General features: G+C 70.3%; 22 protein-coding genes and 1 tRNA gene. 14 read left to right on the top strand and 9 right to left on the bottom strand.

Annotated features, from left to right (window positions below; all coding sequences use genetic code 11):
* The first annotated feature begins 7 nt into the window (after positions 1 to 7).
* Positions 8 to 460 (top strand): nucleoside deaminase, encoded by a 453-nt coding sequence (locus ELI80_RS00830; protein WP_136648775.1) that lies wholly within the window; start codon positions 8 to 10, stop codon positions 458 to 460.
* On the opposite strand, the gene ELI80_RS00825 is transcribed toward ELI80_RS00830, so the two are convergent.
* Both ELI80_RS00825 and ELI80_RS00820 read right to left on the bottom strand, forming a co-directional pair.
* Entirely contained in the window at positions 457 to 888 is a 432-nt protein-coding gene (locus tag ELI80_RS00825) for a hypothetical protein (protein ID WP_136648774.1), read from the bottom strand. The two genes, ELI80_RS00830 and ELI80_RS00825, sit on opposite strands and share 4 nt — an antisense overlap.
* On the bottom strand, positions 878 to 1,501 hold the full coding sequence (locus ELI80_RS00820) for a DUF5671 domain-containing protein (RefSeq protein WP_136648773.1): 624 nt from the start codon (positions 1,499 to 1,501) through the stop codon (positions 878 to 880). Before ELI80_RS00820 ends, ELI80_RS00825 begins: the two co-directional genes overlap by 11 nt.
* A 135-nt stretch (positions 1,502 to 1,636) precedes the next feature.
* On the opposite strand from ELI80_RS00820, the gene ELI80_RS00815 reads away from it, so the two are divergent.
* Positions 1,637 to 1,711, top strand: a tRNA-Gly gene (locus ELI80_RS00815).
* 219 nt (positions 1,712 to 1,930) lie between these two features.
* Here the strand turns inward: ELI80_RS00815 and ELI80_RS00810 are convergent.
* Complete coding sequence (locus tag ELI80_RS00810; protein ID WP_136648772.1) at positions 1,931 to 2,932, bottom strand: 2-hydroxyacid dehydrogenase; 1,002 nt, start codon at positions 2,930 to 2,932, stop codon at positions 1,931 to 1,933.
* 139 nt (positions 2,933 to 3,071) lie between these two features.
* Between ELI80_RS00810 and ELI80_RS00805 the strand changes: the two genes are divergently transcribed.
* Entirely contained in the window at positions 3,072 to 3,716 is a 645-nt protein-coding gene (locus ELI80_RS00805; protein WP_236641258.1) for an SH3 domain-containing protein, read from the top strand.
* 35 nt (positions 3,717 to 3,751) lie between these two features.
* Here ELI80_RS00805 and ELI80_RS00800 read toward each other — a convergent pair whose 3' ends face one another.
* From ELI80_RS00800 to infC, 4 genes are all read right to left on the bottom strand, one after another.
* Positions 3,752 to 5,800 carry a M3 family metallopeptidase gene (locus ELI80_RS00800; protein WP_201740501.1) on the bottom strand — a complete coding sequence of 683 codons (2,049 nt, stop codon included), beginning with the start codon at positions 5,798 to 5,800 and terminating at the stop codon, positions 3,752 to 3,754.
* The gene (locus ELI80_RS00795) at positions 5,790 to 6,920 is read right to left on the bottom strand and encodes a HesA/MoeB/ThiF family protein (protein ID WP_136648771.1); all 1,131 of its coding nucleotides are present in this window, start codon (positions 6,918 to 6,920) and stop codon (positions 5,790 to 5,792) included. Before ELI80_RS00795 ends, ELI80_RS00800 begins: the two co-directional genes overlap by 11 nt.
* 2 nt (positions 6,921 to 6,922) lie before the next feature.
* Positions 6,923 to 7,402 (bottom strand): dUTP diphosphatase, encoded by a 480-nt coding sequence (gene dut, locus ELI80_RS00790; protein WP_136648770.1) that lies wholly within the window; start codon positions 7,400 to 7,402, stop codon positions 6,923 to 6,925.
* Between the two features lie 98 nt (positions 7,403 to 7,500).
* The gene (gene infC / locus ELI80_RS00785; RefSeq protein WP_236641257.1) at positions 7,501 to 7,989 is read right to left on the bottom strand and encodes a translation initiation factor IF-3; all 489 of its coding nucleotides are present in this window, start codon (positions 7,987 to 7,989) and stop codon (positions 7,501 to 7,503) included.
* 228 nt (positions 7,990 to 8,217) lie between these two features.
* Here infC and ELI80_RS00780 point away from each other — a divergent pair, with 228 nt between their 5' ends.
* From ELI80_RS00780 to ELI80_RS00750, 7 genes are all read left to right on the top strand, one after another.
* A complete protein-coding gene (locus tag ELI80_RS00780; protein ID WP_136648768.1) occupies positions 8,218 to 8,922 on the top strand; it encodes a hypothetical protein in 705 nt (234 codons plus the stop codon).
* A complete protein-coding gene (locus tag ELI80_RS00775; RefSeq protein WP_236641256.1) occupies positions 8,919 to 9,977 on the top strand; it encodes a glycosyltransferase family 2 protein in 1,059 nt (352 codons plus the stop codon). Before ELI80_RS00780 ends, ELI80_RS00775 begins: the two co-directional genes overlap by 4 nt.
* A 13-nt stretch (positions 9,978 to 9,990) precedes the next feature.
* Positions 9,991 to 11,229: a chromate efflux transporter gene (gene chrA / locus ELI80_RS00770; protein WP_136648767.1), complete on the top strand. Its 1,239-nt coding sequence runs from the start codon at positions 9,991 to 9,993 to the stop codon at positions 11,227 to 11,229.
* A gap of 89 nt (positions 11,230 to 11,318) precedes the next feature.
* Positions 11,319 to 11,828: a bifunctional 3-hydroxydecanoyl-ACP dehydratase/trans-2-decenoyl-ACP isomerase gene (fabA, locus tag ELI80_RS00765; RefSeq protein ID WP_136648766.1), complete on the top strand. Its 510-nt coding sequence runs from the start codon at positions 11,319 to 11,321 to the stop codon at positions 11,826 to 11,828.
* 23 nt (positions 11,829 to 11,851) lie between these two features.
* The gene (gene fabB, locus ELI80_RS00760) at positions 11,852 to 13,081 is read left to right on the top strand and encodes a beta-ketoacyl-ACP synthase I (RefSeq protein WP_136648765.1); all 1,230 of its coding nucleotides are present in this window, start codon (positions 11,852 to 11,854) and stop codon (positions 13,079 to 13,081) included.
* Between the two features lie 5 nt (positions 13,082 to 13,086).
* Complete coding sequence (locus ELI80_RS00755) at positions 13,087 to 13,887, top strand: enoyl-ACP reductase FabI (RefSeq protein WP_136648764.1); 801 nt, start codon at positions 13,087 to 13,089, stop codon at positions 13,885 to 13,887.
* A gap of 60 nt (positions 13,888 to 13,947) precedes the next feature.
* A complete protein-coding gene (locus ELI80_RS00750; RefSeq protein ID WP_136648763.1) occupies positions 13,948 to 14,790 on the top strand; it encodes an alpha/beta fold hydrolase in 843 nt (280 codons plus the stop codon).
* Positions 14,791 to 14,856: 66 nt separating this feature from the next.
* Here the strand turns inward: ELI80_RS00750 and ELI80_RS00745 are convergent, their stop codons facing one another.
* Both ELI80_RS00745 and thyX read right to left on the bottom strand, forming a co-directional pair.
* A complete protein-coding gene (locus tag ELI80_RS00745; protein WP_136648762.1) occupies positions 14,857 to 15,444 on the bottom strand; it encodes a PIN domain-containing protein in 588 nt (195 codons plus the stop codon).
* 79 nt (positions 15,445 to 15,523) lie between these two features.
* The gene (gene thyX / locus ELI80_RS00740; RefSeq protein ID WP_136648761.1) at positions 15,524 to 16,432 is read right to left on the bottom strand and encodes an FAD-dependent thymidylate synthase; all 909 of its coding nucleotides are present in this window, start codon (positions 16,430 to 16,432) and stop codon (positions 15,524 to 15,526) included.
* 124 nt (positions 16,433 to 16,556) lie between these two features.
* Between thyX and ELI80_RS00735 the strand changes: the two genes are divergently transcribed.
* The 4 genes from ELI80_RS00735 to ELI80_RS00720 all read left to right on the top strand — a co-directional run bounded on the left by ELI80_RS00735 (position 16,557) and on the right by ELI80_RS00720 (position 21,228).
* The gene (locus ELI80_RS00735) at positions 16,557 to 16,985 is read left to right on the top strand and encodes a VOC family protein (protein WP_136648760.1); all 429 of its coding nucleotides are present in this window, start codon (positions 16,557 to 16,559) and stop codon (positions 16,983 to 16,985) included.
* 241 nt (positions 16,986 to 17,226) lie between these two features.
* A complete protein-coding gene (locus ELI80_RS00730) occupies positions 17,227 to 18,450 on the top strand; it encodes a putative DNA modification/repair radical SAM protein (protein WP_201740505.1) in 1,224 nt (407 codons plus the stop codon).
* On the top strand, positions 18,450 to 19,883 hold the full coding sequence (locus ELI80_RS00725) for a UdgX family uracil-DNA binding protein (protein ID WP_136648758.1): 1,434 nt from the start codon (positions 18,450 to 18,452) through the stop codon (positions 19,881 to 19,883). The genes ELI80_RS00730 and ELI80_RS00725 overlap by 1 nt, the downstream gene beginning before the upstream one ends.
* A gap of 130 nt (positions 19,884 to 20,013) precedes the next feature.
* A complete protein-coding gene (locus tag ELI80_RS00720) occupies positions 20,014 to 21,228 on the top strand; it encodes an NAD-dependent epimerase/dehydratase family protein (protein WP_136648757.1) in 1,215 nt (404 codons plus the stop codon).
* Position 21,229 lies beyond the last annotated feature (1 nt).

Here is a 21,229-nt window from a genome sequence, read left to right as displayed (position 1 = left end):
CCGGACCATGACATTCATCAGCCACATGCCGCAGGCGCTGGACGAGGCGCGGGCCGCCGCCCGCCGCGGCGAGGTTCCCGTGGGGGCGGTCCTCTGCGATCCAGCCGGCCGGGTGGTCGCAGCCGCGGGCAACCGCACGCGCGAGCTGTCCGATCCCACCGCGCACGCCGAGATCCTCGTGATCCGGCAGGCCTGCGCCGCCGCCGGATCCGAGCGCCTGCCCGGCCACGTCCTGTGGGTGACGCTCGAGCCCTGCCCGATGTGCGCGGCGGCGATTTCGGCCGCGCGGATCGCGACGCTTTATTATGGCGCGTCCGACCCGCGGATGGGGGGCGTCGCGCATGGCGCGCGCGTCTTCGATCACCCGCAATGCCACCACAGGCCGGCGGTCTATGACGGGTTTTCAGGCCGGGATTCGCAGGCGCTGCTGCGGGCGTTCTTCGCCGAACGGCGCGACTAGCCGGCGGGCGACGGGACGACCTGGACCGGGCTCGGGCCGGGAAGGTCGAACACGAGGCAGTCGCCGTCGCGATCGGGCCAGTCCCGCACCGCCGGGGGCGGAAGCTCGAACCCCGCGCACAGGCGGTAGCTTCCGTTCGCAAGCGGCTCCACCCGGTAGCGTTCGCCGGTGAACGGGTCCGCCTCGCGCACGGGGCCGGGGCAGGTCTCGCTTGGCGAAAGGTGGGGTGGCAGGCGGCCCGAAGTCCCCGCCCGGCACGCGATCAGCTGCGAAATGCGGGAAAGATCCTCGCGCCGGGCCTCGTCGCGCCGCTCCATCCGGCCGCGCGCGGGGCCGCCGGACAGGACGAGGCCCGCGGCCACCGCCACGGCCGCCACGGCGCCGATGCCCCGGACCGCCATGCGCTGCACGGGTCGATCATGCGGCATCGATTTCTTCCTTGTAGTAGGCCAGCGCGAGGCCGCCGATCAGCGCGACCAGCGCCGCCTTTCCCAGGAAGCGCGCGGTCAGGTCGCCGTTGAGAAAGGCGTAGATCACCGCCACCGCGTCCGAGAGAAGCGCCACCGCGGCAAGAAGCATCGTGACCGCGGCGAGCCACTTGCGCACCAGCGAGCGCCGCCTGCCGGGATCGCCGCGCGTCGTCCTGGCCACCCGCGCGTTCAGCCAGAAGAACAGCGGCACCGAGATCACCAGCACGGCGACGGACCAGCGCAGGCCTGAGCGCGGCGGGTCGTAGACGTCGCCGTAGTCGGGCAGCAGCCGGTCGAGCACGTCGAAGCCCAGCGTCGTGACGTGCCAGCAGATCGTCGCCAGCAGCAGGAACATGAGGCCGTAGATCACCGCCTCGCCCGCCGAGACATAGGGCCGCGGCCGCGGCACCGGCGGCAGGCCCGGCGCGGCAGGCGTCCAAGCGCCGAGCGCGGCGGCGATCTCGCGATCGCTCCAGCCCGCCCGGGCCAGGTCGCGGCCGAGCTCGCCGGGTGCGCGCCCTGCGGCAAGGCCCGCGCGGACGAAGCCCTCGAGTCGGTCGGTGGGGGTCATTCCGCGTCCTTTCACAGTCGGGCGCAGATTGACGCCCCGACATATCAGGTCAAGGAAGCGATTTTTCTGCTTGCACCCCCCGGCGGCTTTCCCTAAATCACCCGTCACCGGCGGCAGCGTCCACCGGGACGGAGCGCGGGCGTAGCTCAGGGGTAGAGCATAACCTTGCCAAGGTTAGGGTCGTGAGTTCGAATCTCATCGCCCGCTCCAATTTCAAAAAGGCCGGTCCTGCGGGGCCGGCCTTTTGTGTTCGTGATTTACCCGGTGAGATCCTTGCAACGTCTCCCCGGTCCGCCCGCCCCCTGGCGGGCGCGTCCCTCCGGAGTGCCGGCTTCGATGGACCGCACGGAAACGGGCTCGTGGCCCGTCTCCTCCAGCATGCGCGCAGCTTGCATGGATCGTGGTCGCCAGCGGTTCGGGATCGTGGAACTACGCCATCCCCGGCAGCACCAGGTCCGGGGGGCGGTGGCCGTCGGCGAAGGTCCTGATGTTCAGCAGCACCTTTTCGCCCATCTCGGCCCGGCCCTCGACCGTGGCGCTGCCCATGTGCGGCAGCAGGACGACGTTCGGAAGTTCGCGCAGGCGCGGATTGATGTCGTGACCGTGCTCGAACACGTCGAGGCCCGCGCCCGCGATCTCGCCCGCGCGCAGCATCCGCGTCAGGGCGTTCTCGTCGATCACCTCGCCGCGCGAGGTGTTCACGATCACCGCCGAGGGCTTCATCAGCCTCAGCCGGCGCGCGTTGAGCAGGTGGAACGTGCTGGGCGTGTGCGGCACGTTGACCGACACGATATCCATCCGCGCGAGCATCTGGTCGAGGCTTTCCCACCAGGTCACGCCGAGCGCGGCCTCGGTCTCGGCCCGCAGCCGGCGCCGGTTGTGGTAGTGGACCTGCATCCCGAACGCGGTCGCGCGCCGCGCCACCGCCTGACCGATCCGGCCCATGCCGAGGATCCCCAGCCGCGCCCCCGCGATGCGGCGGCCCAGGTAGGCGGTGGGCGCCCAGCCCTGCCAGCGGCCCGCCTGCATCTCGGCCAGCCCCTCGGGGATGCGGCGGGTCACGGCGAGGATCAGCGCCATCGCCATGTCGGCAGTGTCGTCCGTGACGACCCCCGGCGTGTTCGAGACCTGGATGCCCCGCGACCATGCCGCGTCCACGTCGATGTGGTCCACGCCCGCGCCGTAATTCGCGATCAGCTTCAGGCCGGCGCCAGCCTGCCCCAGCAGGGTCGCGTCGATCCTGTCGGTCACCGTCGGGACCAGCACGTCGCTGTCGGCCATCGCGGCGGCCAGTTCCTCGCGCGTCATCGGCGTGTCCACCTTCCGCAGGCGGGCGTCGAACAGCTCGGCCATGCGGGTTTCGACCGAGTTCGGAAGCCGGCGCGTGACCGCGACCCGGACACGCTGACGCAAGGGTGAGCTTCGGTCCATGGGTGCTCTCTTCCAATGCAGGGCCGGCTTTGGCAAAGTGCCGGCTGCACGGGACGGACACAAGTCCCGGCCGCGGCATCGCGCCGCGACATGGGGCATGACAGGGCAGGCCGCCGTTCCGCGGCGCTGAGGGCACGACATGAACATCGGTAAATCCATGCTGGCCGCATCCACGTTCGCGGGGGCGCTGTTGCTGGCGTCCACGATCGCGCCGCTGCCCGGGCTGGCCCAAGGCGTCGGCGCGGACGGCACCGCGCCCGGCGAGGCGGCGGGGGAGCCGGCGATCCAGATCGACCCGGGCGAGGTGACCGCGGATTCGCTCATCAGCCGCAACCAGAACGAACAGCGCGATCCGAACCGCGGGCCGGTCACGAACCTGCCGCTGCCGCGCTACGTGTCGCTGAAGGGGAACGAGGGGAATGCCCGGCGCGGTCCCAGCCTTTCGCATCGGATCGACTGGGTGTTCCGCCATGCCGGCATGCCGCTGCGGGTGGTGGCCGAGTTCGGCCACTGGCGCCGCGTCGAGGACCGCGACGGCGCGGGCGGCTGGGTGCATTACTCGCTGCTGTCGGGGGTCCGCACCGCGGTCATCACGTCGGACATGGTGGACCTGCGCGCCCGCCCCGACACCAACGCCGCCGTGGTCGCGCGGGCCGAGGCGGGGGCCATCGTCCGCGTCCACGAATGCAATCCCGACTGGTGCCGCGTGTCGGGCGGCGGCGAGAAGGGCTGGATCACCAAGGACGTGATGTGGGGCGTGGACCGGCAGGAACTGCGCGACTAGGGCCGCCCTGAAGGGGCCGCGCGCGCCGGCCCTTCTCAGGCCAGCCCCCGCCCGCGCAGGAGCGGCTCGACCCCGGGCGTGCGGCCGCGGAACTCGTGCCACAGCTCGTCCGCGGGACGCGCGCCGCCCTGCGACAGGATGGACCGCTCGAGCCGCCCGGCCGTCGCAGGGTCGAACGCGTCGCCGGTTTCCTCGAATGCGGCGAAGGCGTCGGCGTCCATCACCTCGGACCACAGGTAGCTGTAGTAGCCGGCCGAGTAGCCGTCGCCCGAAAAGACATGGGCGAAGTGCGGGGTGGCGTGGCGCATCGGCACGGCGCGGGGGGCGCCCATCCCGGCCAGCACCTCGGCCTGCCGCGCGATCGGGTCGGCGGGCGGGACCCCGCGGTGGAAGTCGAGGTCCACCATCGCGCTTTCCAGGTATTCGGTCGTGGCGAATCCGGCATCGGCCTGCTCGGCCGCGATGATCCGTTCGCGCAGCGCGGCGGGCATGGGCGCGCCGGTTTCCACGTGGCGGGCGTGGGCGTCCAGCACCTGCGGCTGGTCCAGCCAGTGCTCGAACAGCTGGCTCGGCAGTTCGACGAAGTCGCGCGCGACCGACGTGCCGGCGATCGACGGCCAGTCCACGTCCGACAGGATCTGGTGCAGCGCGTGGCCGAATTCGTGAAACAGGGTCCGCGCCTCGTCCCAGGACAGCAGCGCCGGATCGCCCGTCCGCGCGGGCGGGGTGAAGTTGCAGGCGTTGAGAACGATCGCCCGCTGGCCTTCGCCCATCCCGTGCTGCGGCTGGAGCGCCGAACACCACGCGCCCGACCGCTTGCCGGGCCGGGCGAAGTAGTCGCCGACGAAGATCGCCATGGGCCGCCCGTCGCGGGTCACGGTCCAGCCGCGCACGCGGTCGTCCCAGAAGGGCGCGTCGAAGGGCGCGAAGTCCAGCCCGAACAGGCGATGCGCCACGTCGAAGGTGGCGGCGATCATGCCGTCGAGCGGCAGGTAGGGCTTCACCTCGACCTCGTCCACGGCGAGGCTGTCGCGGCGGCGGGGGGCGGCGTAGAAGCGCCAGTCCCACGGCTCGAGCGCGCCGTTGATGCCGTCGGCCGCGGCGCGGGCGGACAGGTCGGCCTCGTCCGCCAGGACGCGGGGCCGCGCGGCGGCCCAGACCGCGTCCAGCAGCGCCTGCACCTGATCGGCGGTCCGCGCCATTTCCGTGTCCAGCTTGAAGGCGGCGAAGTCGGGATAGCCCAGCAGCTCGGCCCGTTCGTGGCGAAGGGCCAGGATCTCGGCCACGATCGCGCGGTTGTCGGTGGCCGCGCCCCCGGCCCCCTGTCCGCTGCCGCGCGCGGTCCAGCCGCGCCAGGCGGCCTCGCGCAGGTCGCGGTCGGTGGACTGTTCGAGGAACGGCACGATCAGCGACCGGCCGAGCGTCACGACCTGCCCCGGAAGTCCCCGCTCGGCGGCGGCGGCGCGCATGGCCGAGACGAGACTGCCCGGCAGGCCGCCCAGCCGGTCGTCGGGGACGGGCAGGACGAAGTCACGCTCGTCGGCGAGGACGTGCTGGGCGAAATCGGTGGTGAGGATCGCGAGCCGCGCCCTGATCTCGGCCATGCGCGCGCGGGCGGCATCGTCCAGCGCGGCGGCCGCGCGGCGCATGTCGCGGGAGGCGAGTTCCGTGATCCGCCGGTCCTGCGGCGCGAGCGCATCGGCGCCCGCGGCGACTGCCTTCACTCGCGCGTAGAGCCGCGGGTCCATCGCGATGCGGGCGTTGTGGGCGGCGAGCCGCGGCGCGAGTGCGCGCTGCAGCGCCTCGCGCCGGTCGTTCGAGCACAGCCCGGCAAGCGTGTAGAAGACCGAGGCCACGCGGCCCAGCGCCTCGTCCGCCTTTTCCATCGCGGCGACGGTGTTGGCGAAGTCGGGCGCGGCGGGGTTGCCGGCGATCGCCTCGTGCGCGGCCTCGGCCTCGGCCAGCGCGGCGTCGAAGGCGGGTTCGAAGTCGTCGTCGGAGATCAGGTCGAAGCGCGGCAGGCCATGCGGCCCGGACCAGTGGACCAGTTCAGCGTTGATCGGCGTTCCCGTCTCAGAGTTCATCGGTGCTTCCCGTGTGATGGATGGCGCCCCGGCCGCCGCAGACGGGGCAGCCGGGCCGTGCCGGAATGTCGAGCCTGCGGGTGTCGCCCCACAGCCCGTCGAAAAGGATCATGCGGCCGCGCAGCCCCTCGCCCGCGCCCCGCGCGGTGACGCCGGCGACCAGCTTGATCGCCTCGAGCGCCATCAGGCTGCCGACCACGCCGGGCAGCGCGCCGACGACGCCCGCCTCGGCGCAGGGGGGCGCGAGGCCCGGTGCGGGCGGATCGGGAAAGACGCAGGCCATGCAGGGGCCGCCGCGCGCGGGATCGTAAAGCGCGACCTGCCCTTCCCACTGCGCCATCGCCCCCGCGATCAGCGGCACACCCGCGCGGACGCAGGCGGCGTTGACGGCGGCGCGCGCGGCGAAGCTGTCGGTGCCGTCAAGGACGAGGTCGTGGGCACCGATCACGTCGGTGTCGCCGTCGACGATCCGGCGCGCCAGCGGGGTGACGGTCACATGCGGGTTCAGCGCTGCGAGCCGGTCCGCCGCGGCCTCCGCCTTCGGGCGGCCCACGTCGGCGGTGGTGAACAGCACCTGCCGCTGCAGGTTGGACAGGCCGACCGCGTCGTCGTCGGCGACCGTGATCCGCCCCACCCCCGCCGCCGCGAGATACAGGAGCAACGGCGAGCCGAGGCCGCCCACCCCCACGACCAGCACCCGCGCCGCCTTCAGCCGCCGCTGCCCCTGCCCGCCGAGTTCGCGCAGGACGATGTGGCGCGCGTAGCGGTCAAGCTCTGCATCGGTCAGTGGCGCATCGGGATCGTCGGCGGGTGTCGTGGCGAGCGCGGATGCCGGGGCGAGCGGCGGCGCGGCAGCGGGCGGATCGGCCGCCCGCGCCTTGCGCCGGGCCCAGTTGACGACCGCGCCGTAGCCGAGCGCCAGCGTGCCGAGCGCGCCCAGGGCGGCCCAGCCGCGCGCGCTGGTGCCGGCAAGCCCGCCGGCAAAGCTGCCGGGCGCAAGCAGCACGGCGGCCAGAAGCATCGCCCAGACGATGGCCGCAAGCAAGGCCAGCCGCCAGCCCCGCAGCCCGGCGATCCGGGCGGCAACGACCGCGACCGCGATGATGAGAAGGCCGCCCATCGTCAGCCCCGGCCCGTGGACCCGAAGCCGCCGGACCCGCGCGCGGTGTGGTCGAGCGCGGCAACCTCGCGGAACCGGGCGCGCCAGACCGGGGCCAGCACCGCCTGCGCGATTCGGTCCCCGTGCGCCACGGTGAACGCCGCCGCCCCGAGGTTCACCAGGATGACGCCCAGCGGCCCGCGATAGTCCGCGTCGATCGTCCCCACGCCGTTCGCAAGCGTCACGCCATGCCTCAGCGCAAGGCCCGAGCGCGCGCGCAGCTGCACCTCCCACCCCTCGGGGACCTGCAGGCGCAGCCCGGTGGGAACAAGGGCAACCTCGCCGGGTGCCAGCGTCAGCGCGCCCTGGCCCAGATCGGCGCGGATGTCCGCGCCCGCTGCCCCGGCTGTCGCATAGTCGGGCAGCGGCAGCGCGGAATCGGCGCCTTCACAGCGAAGGACGAGGATCTCGGGCGCGTCCAGGGCCGGTCCGTGGGTCTGCATCGGTCACCTGCATCGCCGGACCGCAACCCGGCCCGGAAAAAAGGAAACGGCCCGCCCGGACGGGCAGGCCGAAAGTCACCTCCTGATGGTCGGACGCATCAGCGCGGCGCGATCATCATCACCATCTGCCGGCCTTCCAGCCGAGGCATCGATTCGACCTTGCCGTTCTCGCCCACGTCGTCGCGGACGCGGTTCAGCAGGTCCAGGCCGAGGTCCTGGTGCGCCATCTCCCGGCCGCGGAACCGCAGCGTGACCTTGACCTTGTCGCCGTCTTCCAGGAACCGCATGACGTTGCGCATCTTCACATCGTAGTCGTGGGTGTCGGTCCCGGGGCGGAACTTCACTTCCTTGATCTCGATGATCTTCTGGTTCTTGCGGGCTTCGGCTTCGCGCTTCTGCTGCTCGTACTTGAACTTGCCGACGTCCATGATCTTGCAGACCGGGGGCGTGGCGTTCGGCGAGATCTCGACCAGGTCGAGCCCGACCTCCTCGGCCAGCTGGATGCCGCGCGAAGGCGGGACGACGCCGATGTTTTCGCCGTCCGCGCCGATCAGGCGGATCTCGGGGACGCGGATGCGGTCGTTCACGCGGGGGCCGGTGTCGCGCTGGGGCGGCGCATTGTGCGGTCTGCGGGCTATGGCAGTGTTCCTTGGATAGCTGATTGGATTGCAGGAAAATAAGGAGGATTGCCGCCGGTTTCAACCGCGTTTCGCGCGGCCCGGCGAAGGCCGCGCGGCCGCCGCGGCCCGCCTTTCCCGCCCCCGAGAGCTGTGCGATACTGCGGGCCTAATGCAGATCGCTGTTGGGGAACTACGATGCGTCGGCTCATCTGGTATGTAATCGCTGCGGTGACCCTTGCGGGGATCGTGTGGTGGGCGGCCGTCATGCGCGGGACCGACGGGCTCGCGCCCGAGGGGACCCAGCCGGCGGTGCAGCCGGGCGGGACCGTGACGACCGGCGCGGCCGATCCGGCGCAGGCATCCAGCGGCGCGGGCAGCGGCGCGGTCCCGGTCGCGGGCGAGGCGGTTCCGGCGGTCAGCGCCGCGGACGCCGCTGCCGATGCCGCCGCGACCGCGGCGGACGCCGCGGCCGAGGCGTCCGCCAACGCCGATGCCGCCCGGGTCGGCCCGGCGGCCGATGCCGCCGCCCAAGCAGAGGCCGCGGCCGAGCAGGCGATCGAGGCCGCGGACGAGGCGGCCCGCGCCGCCGACGCCGCGACCGACAGCGCCGCGTCCGGCAACGACGCCGTCGCCCGCAACGCCACCGAGGCCGCGACAGTAGCGGCGGAGCAGGCAGCCGAGGCCAGCCAGACCGCCGCCCAGGCCACGACCACCGCGGCCGAGATCGCGACGCTGCTGACGCCCGAGGGGTTCGACCGCGCCCGCGTGGACCAGCTGATCGACAACAGTTCCATCGCCGACGCGCAGAAGACGACGCTGAAGGCCGTGATCGCCTCGGCCGAGGGCAACCCCGCCATCCTGCAGGCCGCGCTGGACCAGGTGCGGGCCGTCCTGCGATGACGGTGCAGCGGCCCGACCGGCCGCTTGCCGAACGCGCCGAGCCGGTTCCGCCCCCCGATCCCGCGCCCGGTTCCATGCCGCAGGCGCCCGTTTCCCCGCCGCAGGCGCCCGGTTTCCCGCCGCGCACGCCCGTCCCCGCGCCTCAGGCACTCGCAGCCGAGATCCCCCCTGCGCGGCCGCGCCGGGTGCAGTCCTTCGCCAGCTTCATCGCCTCGCCCGGCGACGCGCTGACCAGGGGGCCGGTCGCCGTGCTGCTGATCGAGGACGGCGTCGAGGTCGCATCCACGCTGGAACACCACATCCGCGCGGGGTTCCGCCGCATCCTCGCGCTGTCGGCAGAGCCGCTGCCCGCGTCCGCCCTGCCCGACGATCCCAAGGAACGGGTCATCAACCTGATCCACGACTGCCAGCGCACCCGCGCGCACGTGGAACCCGTCAACGCGATCATCGGGGCCGCGCCCCCGGATACCTGGGTCTATTACGGCTACAACGCCGAATACCTGTTCTATCCCTTCGCCGAGACGCGGTCGGTGGGCGAACTGCTGGCCTTCCACGCCGAGGAACGCCGGCGGGCGATGCTGACCTATGTCATCGACCTGTACGCCCCCGACCTTTCCCGCTTCCCCAACGCCGTCAGCGTGGACGAGGCGATGTTCGACCGCACCGGCTACTATGCGCTCGGCCGGATGGACCGGAACGGGCGGCCGAAGGACCGCCAGCTCGACTTCTACGGCGGCCTGCGCTGGCGGTTCGAGGAGCATCTGCCGCTCGACCGGCGCCGGATCGACCGGATCGCGCTGTTCCGCACCCAGAAGGGGCTGCAGCTGCTGGCCGACCACCGCTTCAACGTCGAGGAATACAACACCCACTCCTGCCCCTGGCACCACAACCTGACTGCCGCCGTCGCGTCGTTCCGGGTCGCCAAGGCGCTGGCGCGGAACCCGTCCTCGCGCGACCACATCACGGGGTTCGCCTGGAACAACTCGCTGCGGTTCCGCTGGACCTCGAACCAGTTGCTGGAACTCGGCCTGATGGAGCCGGGACAGTGGTTCTGAGCCGGTCCTGACGATGGCGAGGCGGGACGCACCGGCATCGGACGGCGTGGCCACCGGGACGGTCCCGGCCGGATCGGCGGCAGAGGTGTTCGGCGCGTTCCTGCGCCTCGGCCTGACCTCGTTCGGCGGTCCGATCGCCCATCTGGGTTACTTCCGCAACGAACTGGTGCTGCGCCGCCGCTGGCTGGACGATCGCGCCTACGGCGACCTCGTGGCGCTGTGCCAGTTCCTGCCGGGCCCGTCGTCGAGCCAGGTGGGGTTCGCGCTGGGGCTGTCGCGGGCGGGCTGGCCGGGGGCGCTGGCGGCCTTTGCCGGTTTCACGCTGCCCTCGGCGCTGCTGATGGTGCTGTTCGCGACGCTTGCGCCGCGGCTGGACGGGCCGGCCGGGGCGGGCGCGCTGCACGGGCTGAAGATCGTGGCGGTGGCCATCGTCGCGCAGGCGGTCTGGGGCATGGCGCGCAGCCTGTGCCCGGACCGGCCGCGCGCGGGGATCGCCGTCGCGGCGGTGGCGGTGCTGGCCTTCGTGCCCGGCGCCTTCGGCATGATCGGCGCGATCCTGGCGGGGGCCGTGGCCGGGCTGGTCCTGTGCCGCGGGGCGGCGCAGCCGGCCGCGCCCGCCGTGCTGCCGCTGTCGCGCGCGGGCGGGATCGCGGCGCTCGCGGCCTTCGGCGCGGGGCTCGTGCTGCTGCCGCTGCTCGCCGGATCGTCGCAGGCCTGGGCCGTCGTCGACGGCTTCTACCGCGCGGGGGCGCTGGTCTTCGGGGGCGGGCATGTCGTCCTGCCGCTGCTGGAAGGCGAGGTCGTCGCGCGCGGCTGGGTGACGCAGGACGCGTTCCTCGCGGGCTACGGCGCGGCGCAGGCGGTGCCGGGACCGCTGTTCACCTTTGCCGCCTATCTGGGCGCGGTGCTGGGGCCGGAACCGAGCGGGTGGCTTGGTGCGGCGCTCGCCTTGGGGGCGGTGTTCCTGCCGGGGTTCCTCGTCCTCGCGGGCGCATTGCCGTTCTGGAACGCGCTGCGCGCACGGCCCGCCCCGCAGGCGATGATGCAGGGCGCGAACGCCGCCGTGGTCGGGATCCTCGGCGCCGCGCTGTATCACCCGATCTTCACCAGCGCCGTGGGCGGGCCGCCGGACCTCGCGCTGGCCGCGGCCTGCTTCGTGGCCCTGACGGTGTGGCAGGCGCCGGCCTGGGCGGTGGTGCTGGCGGGCGCGGCCGGGGGGATCGTCCTCTCCCTCGTCGCGGCCGCGGCCTGACGGCGGAGTCGCGACCGGCGCGCCCTTGCGCGTTTCCGCCCCGCTCTGTTACACGAAAACCTGAACAAACAACCGCAGGACGGCATCACATGGCCTTGGACCAGACCAGCTTCGACAAGGACGACCTGCTGGCCTGCGCGCGTGGCGAAATGTTCGGGCCGGGCAACGCCCAGCTGCCCGAGCCGCCGATGCTGATGATGGACCGCATCACCGACATCAGCGAGGATCGCGGCCTGCACGGCAAGGGCCATGTCGTGGCCGAGTTCGACATCACCCCCGAATTGTGGTTCTTCGCCTGCCACTTTCCCGGCAACCCGATCATGCCGGGCTGCCTCGGCCTTGACGGGCTGTGGCAGCTGACCGGCTTCAACCTGGGCTGGCGCGGCTGGCAGGGGCGCGGCTACGCGCTGGGGGTCGGCGAGGTGAAGCTGACCGGCATGGTCCGGCCTGACCGCAAGCTTCTGACCTACAAGGTCGATTTCACCAAGGCCGTGCAGACCCGCCGCCTGACCATGGGCGTGGCCGACGGCGTCGTCGAGGCCGACGGCGAGGTCATCTATCAGGTCAAGGACATGAAGGTCGCTCTTTCCGAGAGCTGACATCATTCGAATGGGAGGTGGCCATGCGCCGCGTCGTGATTACCGGGCTGGGGATCGTCTCGCCCATCGGGAACAATGCCGCCGAGGTCACGCAGTCGCTGCGCGACGGCCGGTCGGGCATCGTCGCATCCGCCGACTACAAGGAACACGGCTTCCGAAGCCAGGTCGAGGGGCGGCCCACGATCGACATCGCGGCCCACGTGGACAAGCGCGACCTCCGCTTCATGGGCGAGGGCGCGGCGTGGAACTTCATCGCCATGCAGCAGGCGATCGAGGATAGCGGCCTGGCGCCCGAGGACGTGTCGAACCCGCGCACCGGGCTCATCATGGGGTCGGGCGGGCCGTCCACGTCGAACTTCTTCAGCGCCCACCAGACCGTCATCGAGAAGGGCGCGCCCAAGCGCATGGGTCCGTTCATGGTGACGCGCTGCATGTCGTCCACGAACTCGGCCTGCCTTGCCACGCCGTTCTCGATCAAGGGTGTGAACTATTCGATCACCTCGGCCTGCAGCACCTCAGCGCACTGCATCGGCAACGGGGTCGAGCAGATCCAGCTGGACAAGCAGGACATCGTCTTCGCCGGCGGCGGCGAGGAACTGGACTGGACGCTTTCGTGCCTGTTCGACGCGATGGGGGCAATGTCGTCGAAATACAACGACACCCCGTCCACCGCGAGCCGCCCTTTCGACGCCACCCGCGACGGCTTCGTCATCGCGGGTGGCGGCGGCGTCGTCGTGCTTGAGGAGCTGGAGCACGCAAGGGCGCGCGGCGCCAAGATCTACGCCGAGGTCACCGGCTACGGCGCGACCAGCGACGGCTACGACATGGTCGCCCCCTCCGGCGAGGGCGGGGAGCGGTCGATGCGGCTGGCGCTCGCCACCCTGCCCGAGGGGCGGCGGATCGACTATGTCAACGCGCACGGCACCTCGACCCAGGCCGGCGACGTGACCGAGATCAAGGCGCTGCGCCGCGTCTTCGGCGAAGGGAACGTGCCGAAGGTCGGGTCGACCAAGTCGCTCACCGGCCACAGCCTTGGCGCGACGGGCGTGCACGAGGCGATCTACTCGCTGCTGATGATGCAGGAGGGCTTCATCTCGGCCTCGGCCAACATCACCGAGCTGGACCCCGAGATCCGCCCCGAGGAGATCGCGATGGAGCGGATCGACGGCGTCGATTTCGACAGCGTCCTGTCCAACAGCTTCGGCTTCGGCGGCACCAACGCCACGCTGGTCCTGTCGAAATATCGGGATTGACGGGCATGGGCGGACTGCTTGCCGGGAAACGCGCGCTCGTCATGGGGGTCGCGAACGACCGTTCGATCGCGTGGGGGATCGCGCAGGCGCTGGCCCGCGAGGGGGCGGAGCTTGCCTTCACCTACCAGGGCGAGGCGTTCGGCAGGCGCGTCGAGCCACTGGCCGCCTCGGTCGGGTCGGACCTGCTGGTGGACGTGGACGTGACCGACGACGCCTCGCTGGACGCGGCGTTCCAGGCGCTGACCGAACGCTGGGGGCGGCTCGACATCGTCGTCCACGCGATCGCCTTTTCCAGCAAGGACGAGCTGACCGGGCGGTTCGTGAACACGAGCCGGGCGAACTTCCAGAAGTCGCTGGACATCTCGTGCTACTCGCTGATCGAGGTGGCGCGGCGGGCGCTGCCGCTGATGTCGGCCAATGAACCGGGCGGCGGGACGATCCTCACGCTGACCTATGGCGGGTCGAACCGGGTGACGCCGTTCTACAACGTCATGGGCGTCGCCAAGGCGGCGCTGGAATCGACCGTGCGCTATCTCGCCAACGACCTCGGCCCCGACGGGATCCGCGTCAACGCGATCAGCCCCGGCCCGATGAAGACGCTTGCGGGCGCGGCGATCGGCGGGGCGCGCAAGACCTTCCGCCACACCGAGGCGAACGCCCCCCTTCGCGCCAACGCCACGCTCGAGGCGATCGGCGGGACGGCGGTCTGGCTCGCCTCGGACTGGGGCAACTGCACCACCGGCGAGGTGGTGACGGTGGACGGCGGCTACCACGTGCTGGGAATGCCGCAGCCCGAGAACATCTGAGCCGGACCGGGGCGCCGCCCCGGACCCCGGGATATTTCTGGACAGAAGATGGGGCGAGGCATGGTGCAGTTCTTCACCGCGGCGGACGGGGCGCGGCTGGCGTATCGCGACGAGGGGACGGGGCTGCCCGTCCTGTGCCTTGCCGGGCTGACGCGCAGCATGGGCGACTTCGACTATCTCGCGCCCGCGCTGGCGGATTGCCGGATGATCCGGATGGACTATCGCGGGCGCGGGCAGTCGGACTGGACCGGGTCCGGGACCTATACCGTGCCGGTCGAGGCGAAGGACGCGCTGGCGCTGCTGGATCACCTGGGCGTTCCGGCGGCGGCGGTTGTCGGCACCTCGCGCGGGGGGCTGATCGCGATGTATCTCGCGGCGGTCGCGAAGGACCGGCTGCTGGGCGTGTGCCTGAACGACGTGGGGCCGGCGCTGTCGGCCGAGGGGCTTTCGTCGATCATGGACCATGTCGGGCGGCGCCCCGCTGCCCGGACGCTGGCCGAGATGGCGGAGCGGATGCCCGCGATGCTGCGGGGCTTCGGCGAGGTCCCCGAGGGACGGTGGGAGGCCGAGGCCGCGCGGCTTTACCGCCAGGGCGAGGACGGGGTCGAGCTGACCTACGACCCGGGGCTGCGCGAGAGCTTCCTTGCCGCGATGAAGGATCCCGCGGCGACGGCCTGGCCGCTGTTCGACGCGATGGCGGGGCTGCCGCTGGCGCTGATCCACGGCGCGGGGTCGGACCTGCTGTCGGACGAGACCGCCGCCGAAATGCGGCGGCGGCGGCCCGACATGATCTACGGGAAGGTGCCCGGGCGGGGGCATATTCCGTGGCTGGATGAGGGGGAGAGCGTGGCGGTGGTCAGGGAGTGGGTGGGGAAGGTGCAGAAGGCGGCATCGGCTGCATAGTGTGCGCGCTTTGCATAGCGGCATTTACTGACGCAGACCGCCAGGAAAGGAGCTGGCTGAATTGGCCTACCTGTGTCCAGTCGCCTGCTGAAGCGGGCCGCACGGCTGAATTGCATTCAGCAACTCGACATGAAATTGACCCAGCGAAGAGGTCGCATAATCAAGGCAATCTAGGGGCGACAGAACGGCGCCATTCCGCTCAGGAGGAGCGATCTTCTTCTTTCCGTTTCGACCGAGAACGGTTTCAAGCGTAAATGCTCTCGGCTCAAAAGCGGCATGAGCACCGCGAGGGTCCCATCTCACCCAAGGGTTTTTCGGGTCGCTGGAAAATTCTCCGATAAAGGGAAGCCCATTAATTATGTTTCCTGTCATTTGTATGTTGGCTCCGGGACTAATACGTATTGCTCCACCGCCAATCGAGAAATACGGGTCATTTTCTTTAGACACCTGAGCAAAGCCCCTCTCATCCTCATGGGCTTGCGCGTCTCGGGCACTCTTTAAGTATGTCAGCACAGGATCAGTTCGCTGAAGATTCTTATATCTTTCCGCTGCAGCCGTTGCTTTGCCCCCCGCATCCATCCCCAATCTGACGAGTGCGCTTGTGGCAAGTTTTATATGCTCAAGAGTAGAGGCCCATCGAAGAGAAAACTCCACGTAATTCTCCGCCCCTCGGAGTTCATCGCGAAGCTTCTGTAAACGCTCTCGATGATTGCAGTAAGCAGTAAGTGCGCTATCACTCACCCCAAACCCCCTCAAATTCCCGCCACTCGCCCTTGCTCATCCCCGAGTTCTCCGCCGTCACCACTTCCCCCGCCAGCCGCCGCCGCAAGACCTCGACCCCGCGCGCCGACAGCGACACCCCGCCCAGCCGGTAATCCTCGAACGCGCCATACGCCAGCGGCACCCAGTCGGCGACGATCCGGCACATCGCCTCGGCGTAGACGCGGATCTCGTATTGGGCGTGGGCATCCGCGCGCAGGCGCAGGAAGTGGAACAGGTTGTGGAGGTCGGTCTTCCAGTACCACTGGGTGTAGATGTTCGCGGGCAGGTTCATGCGGGCAAGTTCCCGCGCCAGCCCCTGCTGGCCGTCCTGGCTCAGCATGTCCTCGTAGTGGTCGTAGGCGCGGGCCGAATCTTCGCGCAGGAGGTCGAGGACGCGCTGCGCCTCGTCGCCCGACAGGACCTCGCCGCGGCCCTGGTTGTTCACCTTCGACTGCGCGGCCAGCTGTTCCGGCGCGGGGATGTAGAACTCGCGGTCGAGGATCGAGTAGCGGGCGGAGTATTCGTTCACGTTCGCCGTGCGGTGGCGGATCCACTGCCGCGCCACGAAGACCGGCAGCTTGACGTGGAACTTGACCTCGCACATCTCGAAGGGCGTCGAGTGCCAGTGCCGCATCAGGTAGCGGATCAGCCCCTCGTCGTTCGACACCGCCTTCGTGCCGCGGCCATAGCTGACCCGCGCCGCCTGCACGATCGCGCCGTCGTCGCCCATGTAGTCGATGACGCGGACGAGCCCGTGGTCCAGCACGGGGTGGGCGACGTAGAGGTGGCGTTCCATCCCTTCGCTGACCGCGCGCAGAGTGGGACGCGGCGCGCTGCGGTCCTCGTCGATCTGGGCTTGCTGCTCGGGGGTCAGGGGCATCGCGGCGTCCTCTCGGGTTCTCACCACGTTTCGTAACGCGAGCGCCCCCGGTGCGAAACCCGTGGTTCTGGCGCAGGCGGTTCGCGCGTGTCACGATCGCGGCGAAGATCAACGGGAGACGATCATGGAAGTCCGCTACCTGCACACGATGGTGCGCGTTCTCGACCTCGACGCGACGATGCGATTCTTCGGCCTGCTGGGGCTGAGGGAAATCCGGCGCATCGACAACGACAAGGGCCGCTTCTCGCTGGTCTTCATGGCCGCGCCGGGCGACGAATCCGCGCCGGTCGAGCTGACCCACAACTGGGACGGCGACGACGCCCTGCCCTCGGACAGCCGCCACTTCGGCCATCTCGCCTACGAGGTCGAGGACATCTACGCCATGTGCCAGCACCTGCAGGACAACGGCGTGACGATCAACCGCCCGCCCCGCGACGGGCACATGGCGTTCGTGCGCAGCCCGGACAACATCTCGGTGGAACTGCTGCAGAAGGGCGAGCGCCTGCCGCCGCAGGAACCGTGGGCGAGCATGGAGAATACGGGTCACTGGTAACGCCGCGGCAGTCCTTCGATGACCCCCGGTCCGCCCGAAGCGGACCGGCACGCGCCCGCCCGCCCCAGGCGGGTGCGTTCGCACCCACCAGGCGTGCGCGTGCCTCCGGAGTACTGGCGTCATCGGGCCGCACGGAAACGGGCTCGTGGCCCGTTTCCTTCAGCATGACTGCGCGGCGGGAACACCCGGATCACCGTTGCGGAACATAGCGCGAACGCATACGTTGGGCGCCATGGCTGGCATGACCCTCGAACGCAAGCTCGCGATTCTCTCGGACGCGGCGAAATACGACGCCTCCTGCGCTTCCAGCGGGACGGAAAAGCGCGACTCGCGCACGGGCGGGATCGGATCGACCGAAGGCGCGGGGATCTGCCACGCCTACACGCCCGACGGGCGCTGCGTGTCTCTGCTGAAGATCCTGATGACGAACTTCTGCATCTTCGACTGCGCCTATTGCGTGAACCGCGTCAGCTCGAACGTCGAACGCGCGCGGTTCTCGGTCGAGGAGGTCGTGTCGCTGACGCTGGAGTTCTATCGCCGCAACTACATCGAGGGGCTGTTCCTGTCGTCCGGCATCATCCGCTCGCCCGACGCCACGATGGCCGACATGGTGCGGATCGCGAAGACTCTGCGGGTCGAGCACGGCTTCAAGGGCTATATCCACCTCAAGACGATCCCCGACGCCTCGGCCGAGCTGCTGGACGAGGCGGGGCTTTACGCCGACCGGCTGTCGATCAACATCGAGCTGCCGCAGGACGAATCGATCCGCGAACTGGCGCCCGAGAAGCGGCCCGAGACGATCCGCACCGCGATGGGCCGCGTCCACCTGACGCGCGAGGCGAGCCGCGACCGCAGCCACAAGGGCACGCGCCCGGCGAAGTTCGCGCCCGCGGGGCAGTCCACGCAGATGATCGTGGGGGCGGACCGGGCGAACGACGCGGCGATCCTGTCGACCGCCTCGCGGCTCTACACCGGCTACGGGCTGAAGCGGGTCTATTACTCGGCGTTCTCGCCGATCCCGGACGCATCCAGCGTGCTGCCGCTGGTGAAGCCGCCGCTGATGCGCGAGCATCGGCTGTACCAGGCCGACTGGCTGATGCGGTTCTACGGCTTCGAGGTGGACGAGATCGCGGGCGTCGCGCCCTCGGGCAATCTCGACCTCGACATGGACCCGAAGCTCGCCTGGGCGCTGGCGAACCGCGCGGACTTTCCCCTGGACGTGAACCGCGCCTCGCGCGAGATGCTGCTGCGGGTGCCGGGGTTCGGGACCAAGACGGTGAACCGGATCCTCGGGGCGCGGCGCCATGCGGTGCTGCGCTACGACGACCTCGCGCGGCTGGGCGCCGTAATGAAGAAGGCGCGCGCCTTCGTGAGCGTGCCGGGCTGGTCGCCGAAGGGCCTAATCGACAGCGCCGACCTGCGCGCGCGCTTCGCGCCGCCGGCTGAGCAGTTGCAGCTGATCTGATGCCGGTCGTCGTCCTGCCCGACACCGGCTGGCGCGAGGCGTGGCGCGACGCCGCCCGCAGGCTCGCCGCCGCCGACGTGCCCCCCGACGAGGTGGCGTGGGACGGCGTGGCGGGCCTTTTCGCGCCCGAGCCCCTGCCCCCGGCCCAGCCGCTGACGGTGCCGCGCGCCTTCGTCGACCTGGCCGACACCGTCCTGTGCCACCGCGACCCGGAACGGTTCGCGCTGCTTTACCGCCTGCTGCACCGGCTGCGGCACGAACGGGGGATCATGGGCAACCCGGCCGACCCGCTGATGGCCCGGCTCGAGGCGCTGGCCAAGTCCGTCCGCCGCGACAGCCACAAGATGCGCGCCTTCGTTCGTTTCCGCGAACTGCCCGGCACCGATGACGCCCCCCGCCGCCGCTTCGCCGCCTGGTTTGAGCCGGAGCACTTCATCGTCGCCCGCAACGCGCCCTTCTTCGCGCGCCGCTTCGCCGACATGGACTGGACGATCCTCACCCCCGACGAACGCGCCGACTTCATCAAGGGCGAGCTGAGCGTCGGCCCAGGCGCGCCGAAGCCCGACCTGCCCGAGGATGCGTCCGAGGCGCTGTGGACGACCTACTTCACCAACATCTTCAACCCGGCGCGGATCAAGCTGGACGCGATGCGGTCGGAAATGCCTGTCAAGTACTGGAAGAACATGCCCGAGACGCAGGCGATCCCCGCAATGCTGGCGGATGCCGAACGAAGGGTCATCCAGATGCGTTCCGCTGCTGCCACGGTCGCGCCCGCGCGCGCCGCGCAGATCAGCGAAAGGTATCGCAGCGCCATGCCCAAGGCCCCGGATAGGATCGACACGCTGGAACAGGCGGGCGAGGCCGCGCGTCACTGCACGCGCTGCCATCTTCACTGCGACGCCACCCAGACCGTGTGGGGCGAGGGTCCGGCCGACGCGCGGCTGATGATCGTGGGCGAACAGCCCGGCGACCACGAGGACCTGCAGGGCCGCCCCTTCGTCGGCCCGGCGGGCGAGATCCTGGCCGAGGCGATGGGCAAGGCCGGCCTTGCACGCGAGGAGGTGTGGCTGACGAACGCCGTCAAGCATTTCAAGTTCAAGCCGCAGATGACCGCGCGGGGCGGAAAGCGGCGGCTGCACCAGAACCCCGACCGGGCGGAAATCGACATCTGCAAGTGGTGGCTCGATCTCGAGCAGCGGTTCATCCAGCCGAAACTGACGCTCGCGCTCGGCGGGACGGCCGCCTACGCGCTGACCGGCCGCAAGGAGGGCATCACCAGGCGCCGCGGCAAGGTCGAGGAAACCGAGGGCGGCCCCGTGATGCTGAGCTGGCATCCGTCCTACATCCTGCGCGTCCCGGATGTCGGCGCGGCGAACGAGGCCCGCGCCCAACTGGTCGAGGACCTGCGCCTCGCCGCCCGGTTCGTGGCCTGAGCCTGCGGGGACGCAAGGCGGCGATCGGCCGGCTGTCATCAAACCATCAGCCTGTCGTCATATCTTCATTCGACAGCCGCGCGCGCACGCTGTAACGACCCCGCAGACGCGCAAGGCGAAGGAGTCTGACATGCGGATCGCGGTTCTTGGCGGCGACGGTTTCGTGGGCTGGCCCACCTCGCTGCACCTGTCCAACCTGGGCCACGAGGTCCACATCGTCGACAACCTGTCGCGCCGCTGGATCGACACCGAGCTTGGCGTCCAGTCGCTGACGCCGATGGACTCGATCCAGGAACGCTGCCGCATCTGGAAGCAGGAAAGCGGCAACGCGATCCAGTTCCACCTGCTGAACCTCGCCACCGAATACGAGCGTCTGAAGTCGTGGCTGCTGGACCACCGCCCCGACGCGGTCATCCACTTCGCCGAGCAGCGCGCCGCGCCCTATTCGATGAAGACCGACCGCCATAAGGTCTACACCGTCGACAACAACGTGAGCGCGACCCACAACCTGCTCGCGGCGCTGGTGGAAACCGGCATCGACGCGCATCTGGTCCACCTGGGGACGATGGGCGTCTACGGCTATTCCTCGGTCGGCGCGCCGATCCCCGAAGGCTATCTCGACATCCAGATCGACACGCCGTCGGGAAAGCGCGACCAGCAGATCCTGTATCCGACGCGGCCCGGATCGGTCTATCACATGACCAAGTCGCTCGATCAGATCCTGTTCCAGTTCTATGCCCAGAACGACGGGCTGCGGATCACCGACCTGCATCAGGGGATCGTCTGGGGCACGCACACCGACCAGACCCGCCGGCACGAACAGCTGATCAACCGCTTCGACTACGACGGCGACTACGGCACGGTGCTGAACCGCTTCCTGATCCAGGCCGCGATCGGCTATCCGCTGACGGTCCACGGCACGGGCGGGCAGACCCGCGCCTTCATCCACATCCAGGACTCGGTCCGTTGCGTCGAGCTTGCGCTCGGCGATGCGCCGCAGGCGGGCGATCGGGTCCGCATCTTCAACCAGATGACCGAGACGCACCGCGTCCGCGACCTCGCCCAGCTGATCGCGAAGCTCGCGGGGGCCGAGGTCAAGTTCCTGCCCAACCCGCGCAAGGAAGCCGACGAGAACGACCTGATCGTCAGGAACGACCAGTTCCTCGCGCTCGGGCTGAACCCGATCACCCTCCAGGAAGGGCTGTTGTCCGAGGTCGTGGACGTGGCGAGGAAATACGCCCACCGCATCGACCGCAGCCGCGTCCCCGCGGTCAGCGCCTGGACCAAGGACATCGCCCGGCGCGTCGACCACGACCCGGAAGGCAAGCGGCTCAAGGCCGTTTGAA

Origin of the sequence: Paracoccus aeridis (assembly GCF_004923205.2) — a bacterium.
Taxonomy (GTDB): Bacteria; Pseudomonadota; Alphaproteobacteria; order Rhodobacterales; family Rhodobacteraceae; genus Paracoccus; species Paracoccus aeridis.
This window is presented reverse-complemented; position numbering and strand designations above follow the sequence as displayed.

Bases quoted from the DNA above. Each gene is read 5' to 3' on its own strand.
- ELI80_RS00830 (WP_136648775.1), top strand. From the start codon at position 8: ATGACATTCATCAGCCACATGCCGCAGGCGCTGGACGAGGCGCGGGCC.
- ELI80_RS00825 (WP_136648774.1), bottom strand. From the start codon at position 888: ATGCCGCATGATCGACCCGTGCAGCGCATGGCGGTCCGGGGCATCGGC.
- ELI80_RS00820 (WP_136648773.1), bottom strand. From the start codon at position 1,501: ATGACCCCCACCGACCGACTCGAGGGCTTCGTCCGCGCGGGCCTTGCC.
- ELI80_RS00810 (WP_136648772.1), bottom strand. From the start codon at position 2,932: ATGGACCGAAGCTCACCCTTGCGTCAGCGTGTCCGGGTCGCGGTCACG.
- ELI80_RS00805 (WP_236641258.1), top strand. From the start codon at position 3,072: ATGAACATCGGTAAATCCATGCTGGCCGCATCCACGTTCGCGGGGGCG.
- ELI80_RS00800 (WP_201740501.1), bottom strand. From the start codon at position 5,800: ATGAACTCTGAGACGGGAACGCCGATCAACGCTGAACTGGTCCACTGG.
- ELI80_RS00795 (WP_136648771.1), bottom strand. From the start codon at position 6,920: ATGGGCGGCCTTCTCATCATCGCGGTCGCGGTCGTTGCCGCCCGGATC.
- dut (WP_136648770.1), bottom strand. From the start codon at position 7,402: ATGCAGACCCACGGACCGGCCCTGGACGCGCCCGAGATCCTCGTCCTT.
- ELI80_RS00780 (WP_136648768.1), top strand. From the start codon at position 8,218: ATGCGTCGGCTCATCTGGTATGTAATCGCTGCGGTGACCCTTGCGGGG.
- ELI80_RS00775 (WP_236641256.1), top strand. From the start codon at position 8,919: ATGACGGTGCAGCGGCCCGACCGGCCGCTTGCCGAACGCGCCGAGCCG.
- chrA (WP_136648767.1), top strand. From the start codon at position 9,991: ATGGCGAGGCGGGACGCACCGGCATCGGACGGCGTGGCCACCGGGACG.
- fabA (WP_136648766.1), top strand. From the start codon at position 11,319: ATGGCCTTGGACCAGACCAGCTTCGACAAGGACGACCTGCTGGCCTGC.
- fabB (WP_136648765.1), top strand. From the start codon at position 11,852: ATGCGCCGCGTCGTGATTACCGGGCTGGGGATCGTCTCGCCCATCGGG.
- ELI80_RS00755 (WP_136648764.1), top strand. From the start codon at position 13,087: ATGGGCGGACTGCTTGCCGGGAAACGCGCGCTCGTCATGGGGGTCGCG.
- ELI80_RS00750 (WP_136648763.1), top strand. From the start codon at position 13,948: ATGGTGCAGTTCTTCACCGCGGCGGACGGGGCGCGGCTGGCGTATCGC.
- thyX (WP_136648761.1), bottom strand. From the start codon at position 16,432: ATGCCCCTGACCCCCGAGCAGCAAGCCCAGATCGACGAGGACCGCAGC.
- ELI80_RS00735 (WP_136648760.1), top strand. From the start codon at position 16,557: ATGGAAGTCCGCTACCTGCACACGATGGTGCGCGTTCTCGACCTCGAC.
- ELI80_RS00730 (WP_201740505.1), top strand. From the start codon at position 17,227: ATGACCCTCGAACGCAAGCTCGCGATTCTCTCGGACGCGGCGAAATAC.
- ELI80_RS00725 (WP_136648758.1), top strand. From the start codon at position 18,450: ATGCCGGTCGTCGTCCTGCCCGACACCGGCTGGCGCGAGGCGTGGCGC.
- ELI80_RS00720 (WP_136648757.1), top strand. From the start codon at position 20,014: ATGCGGATCGCGGTTCTTGGCGGCGACGGTTTCGTGGGCTGGCCCACC.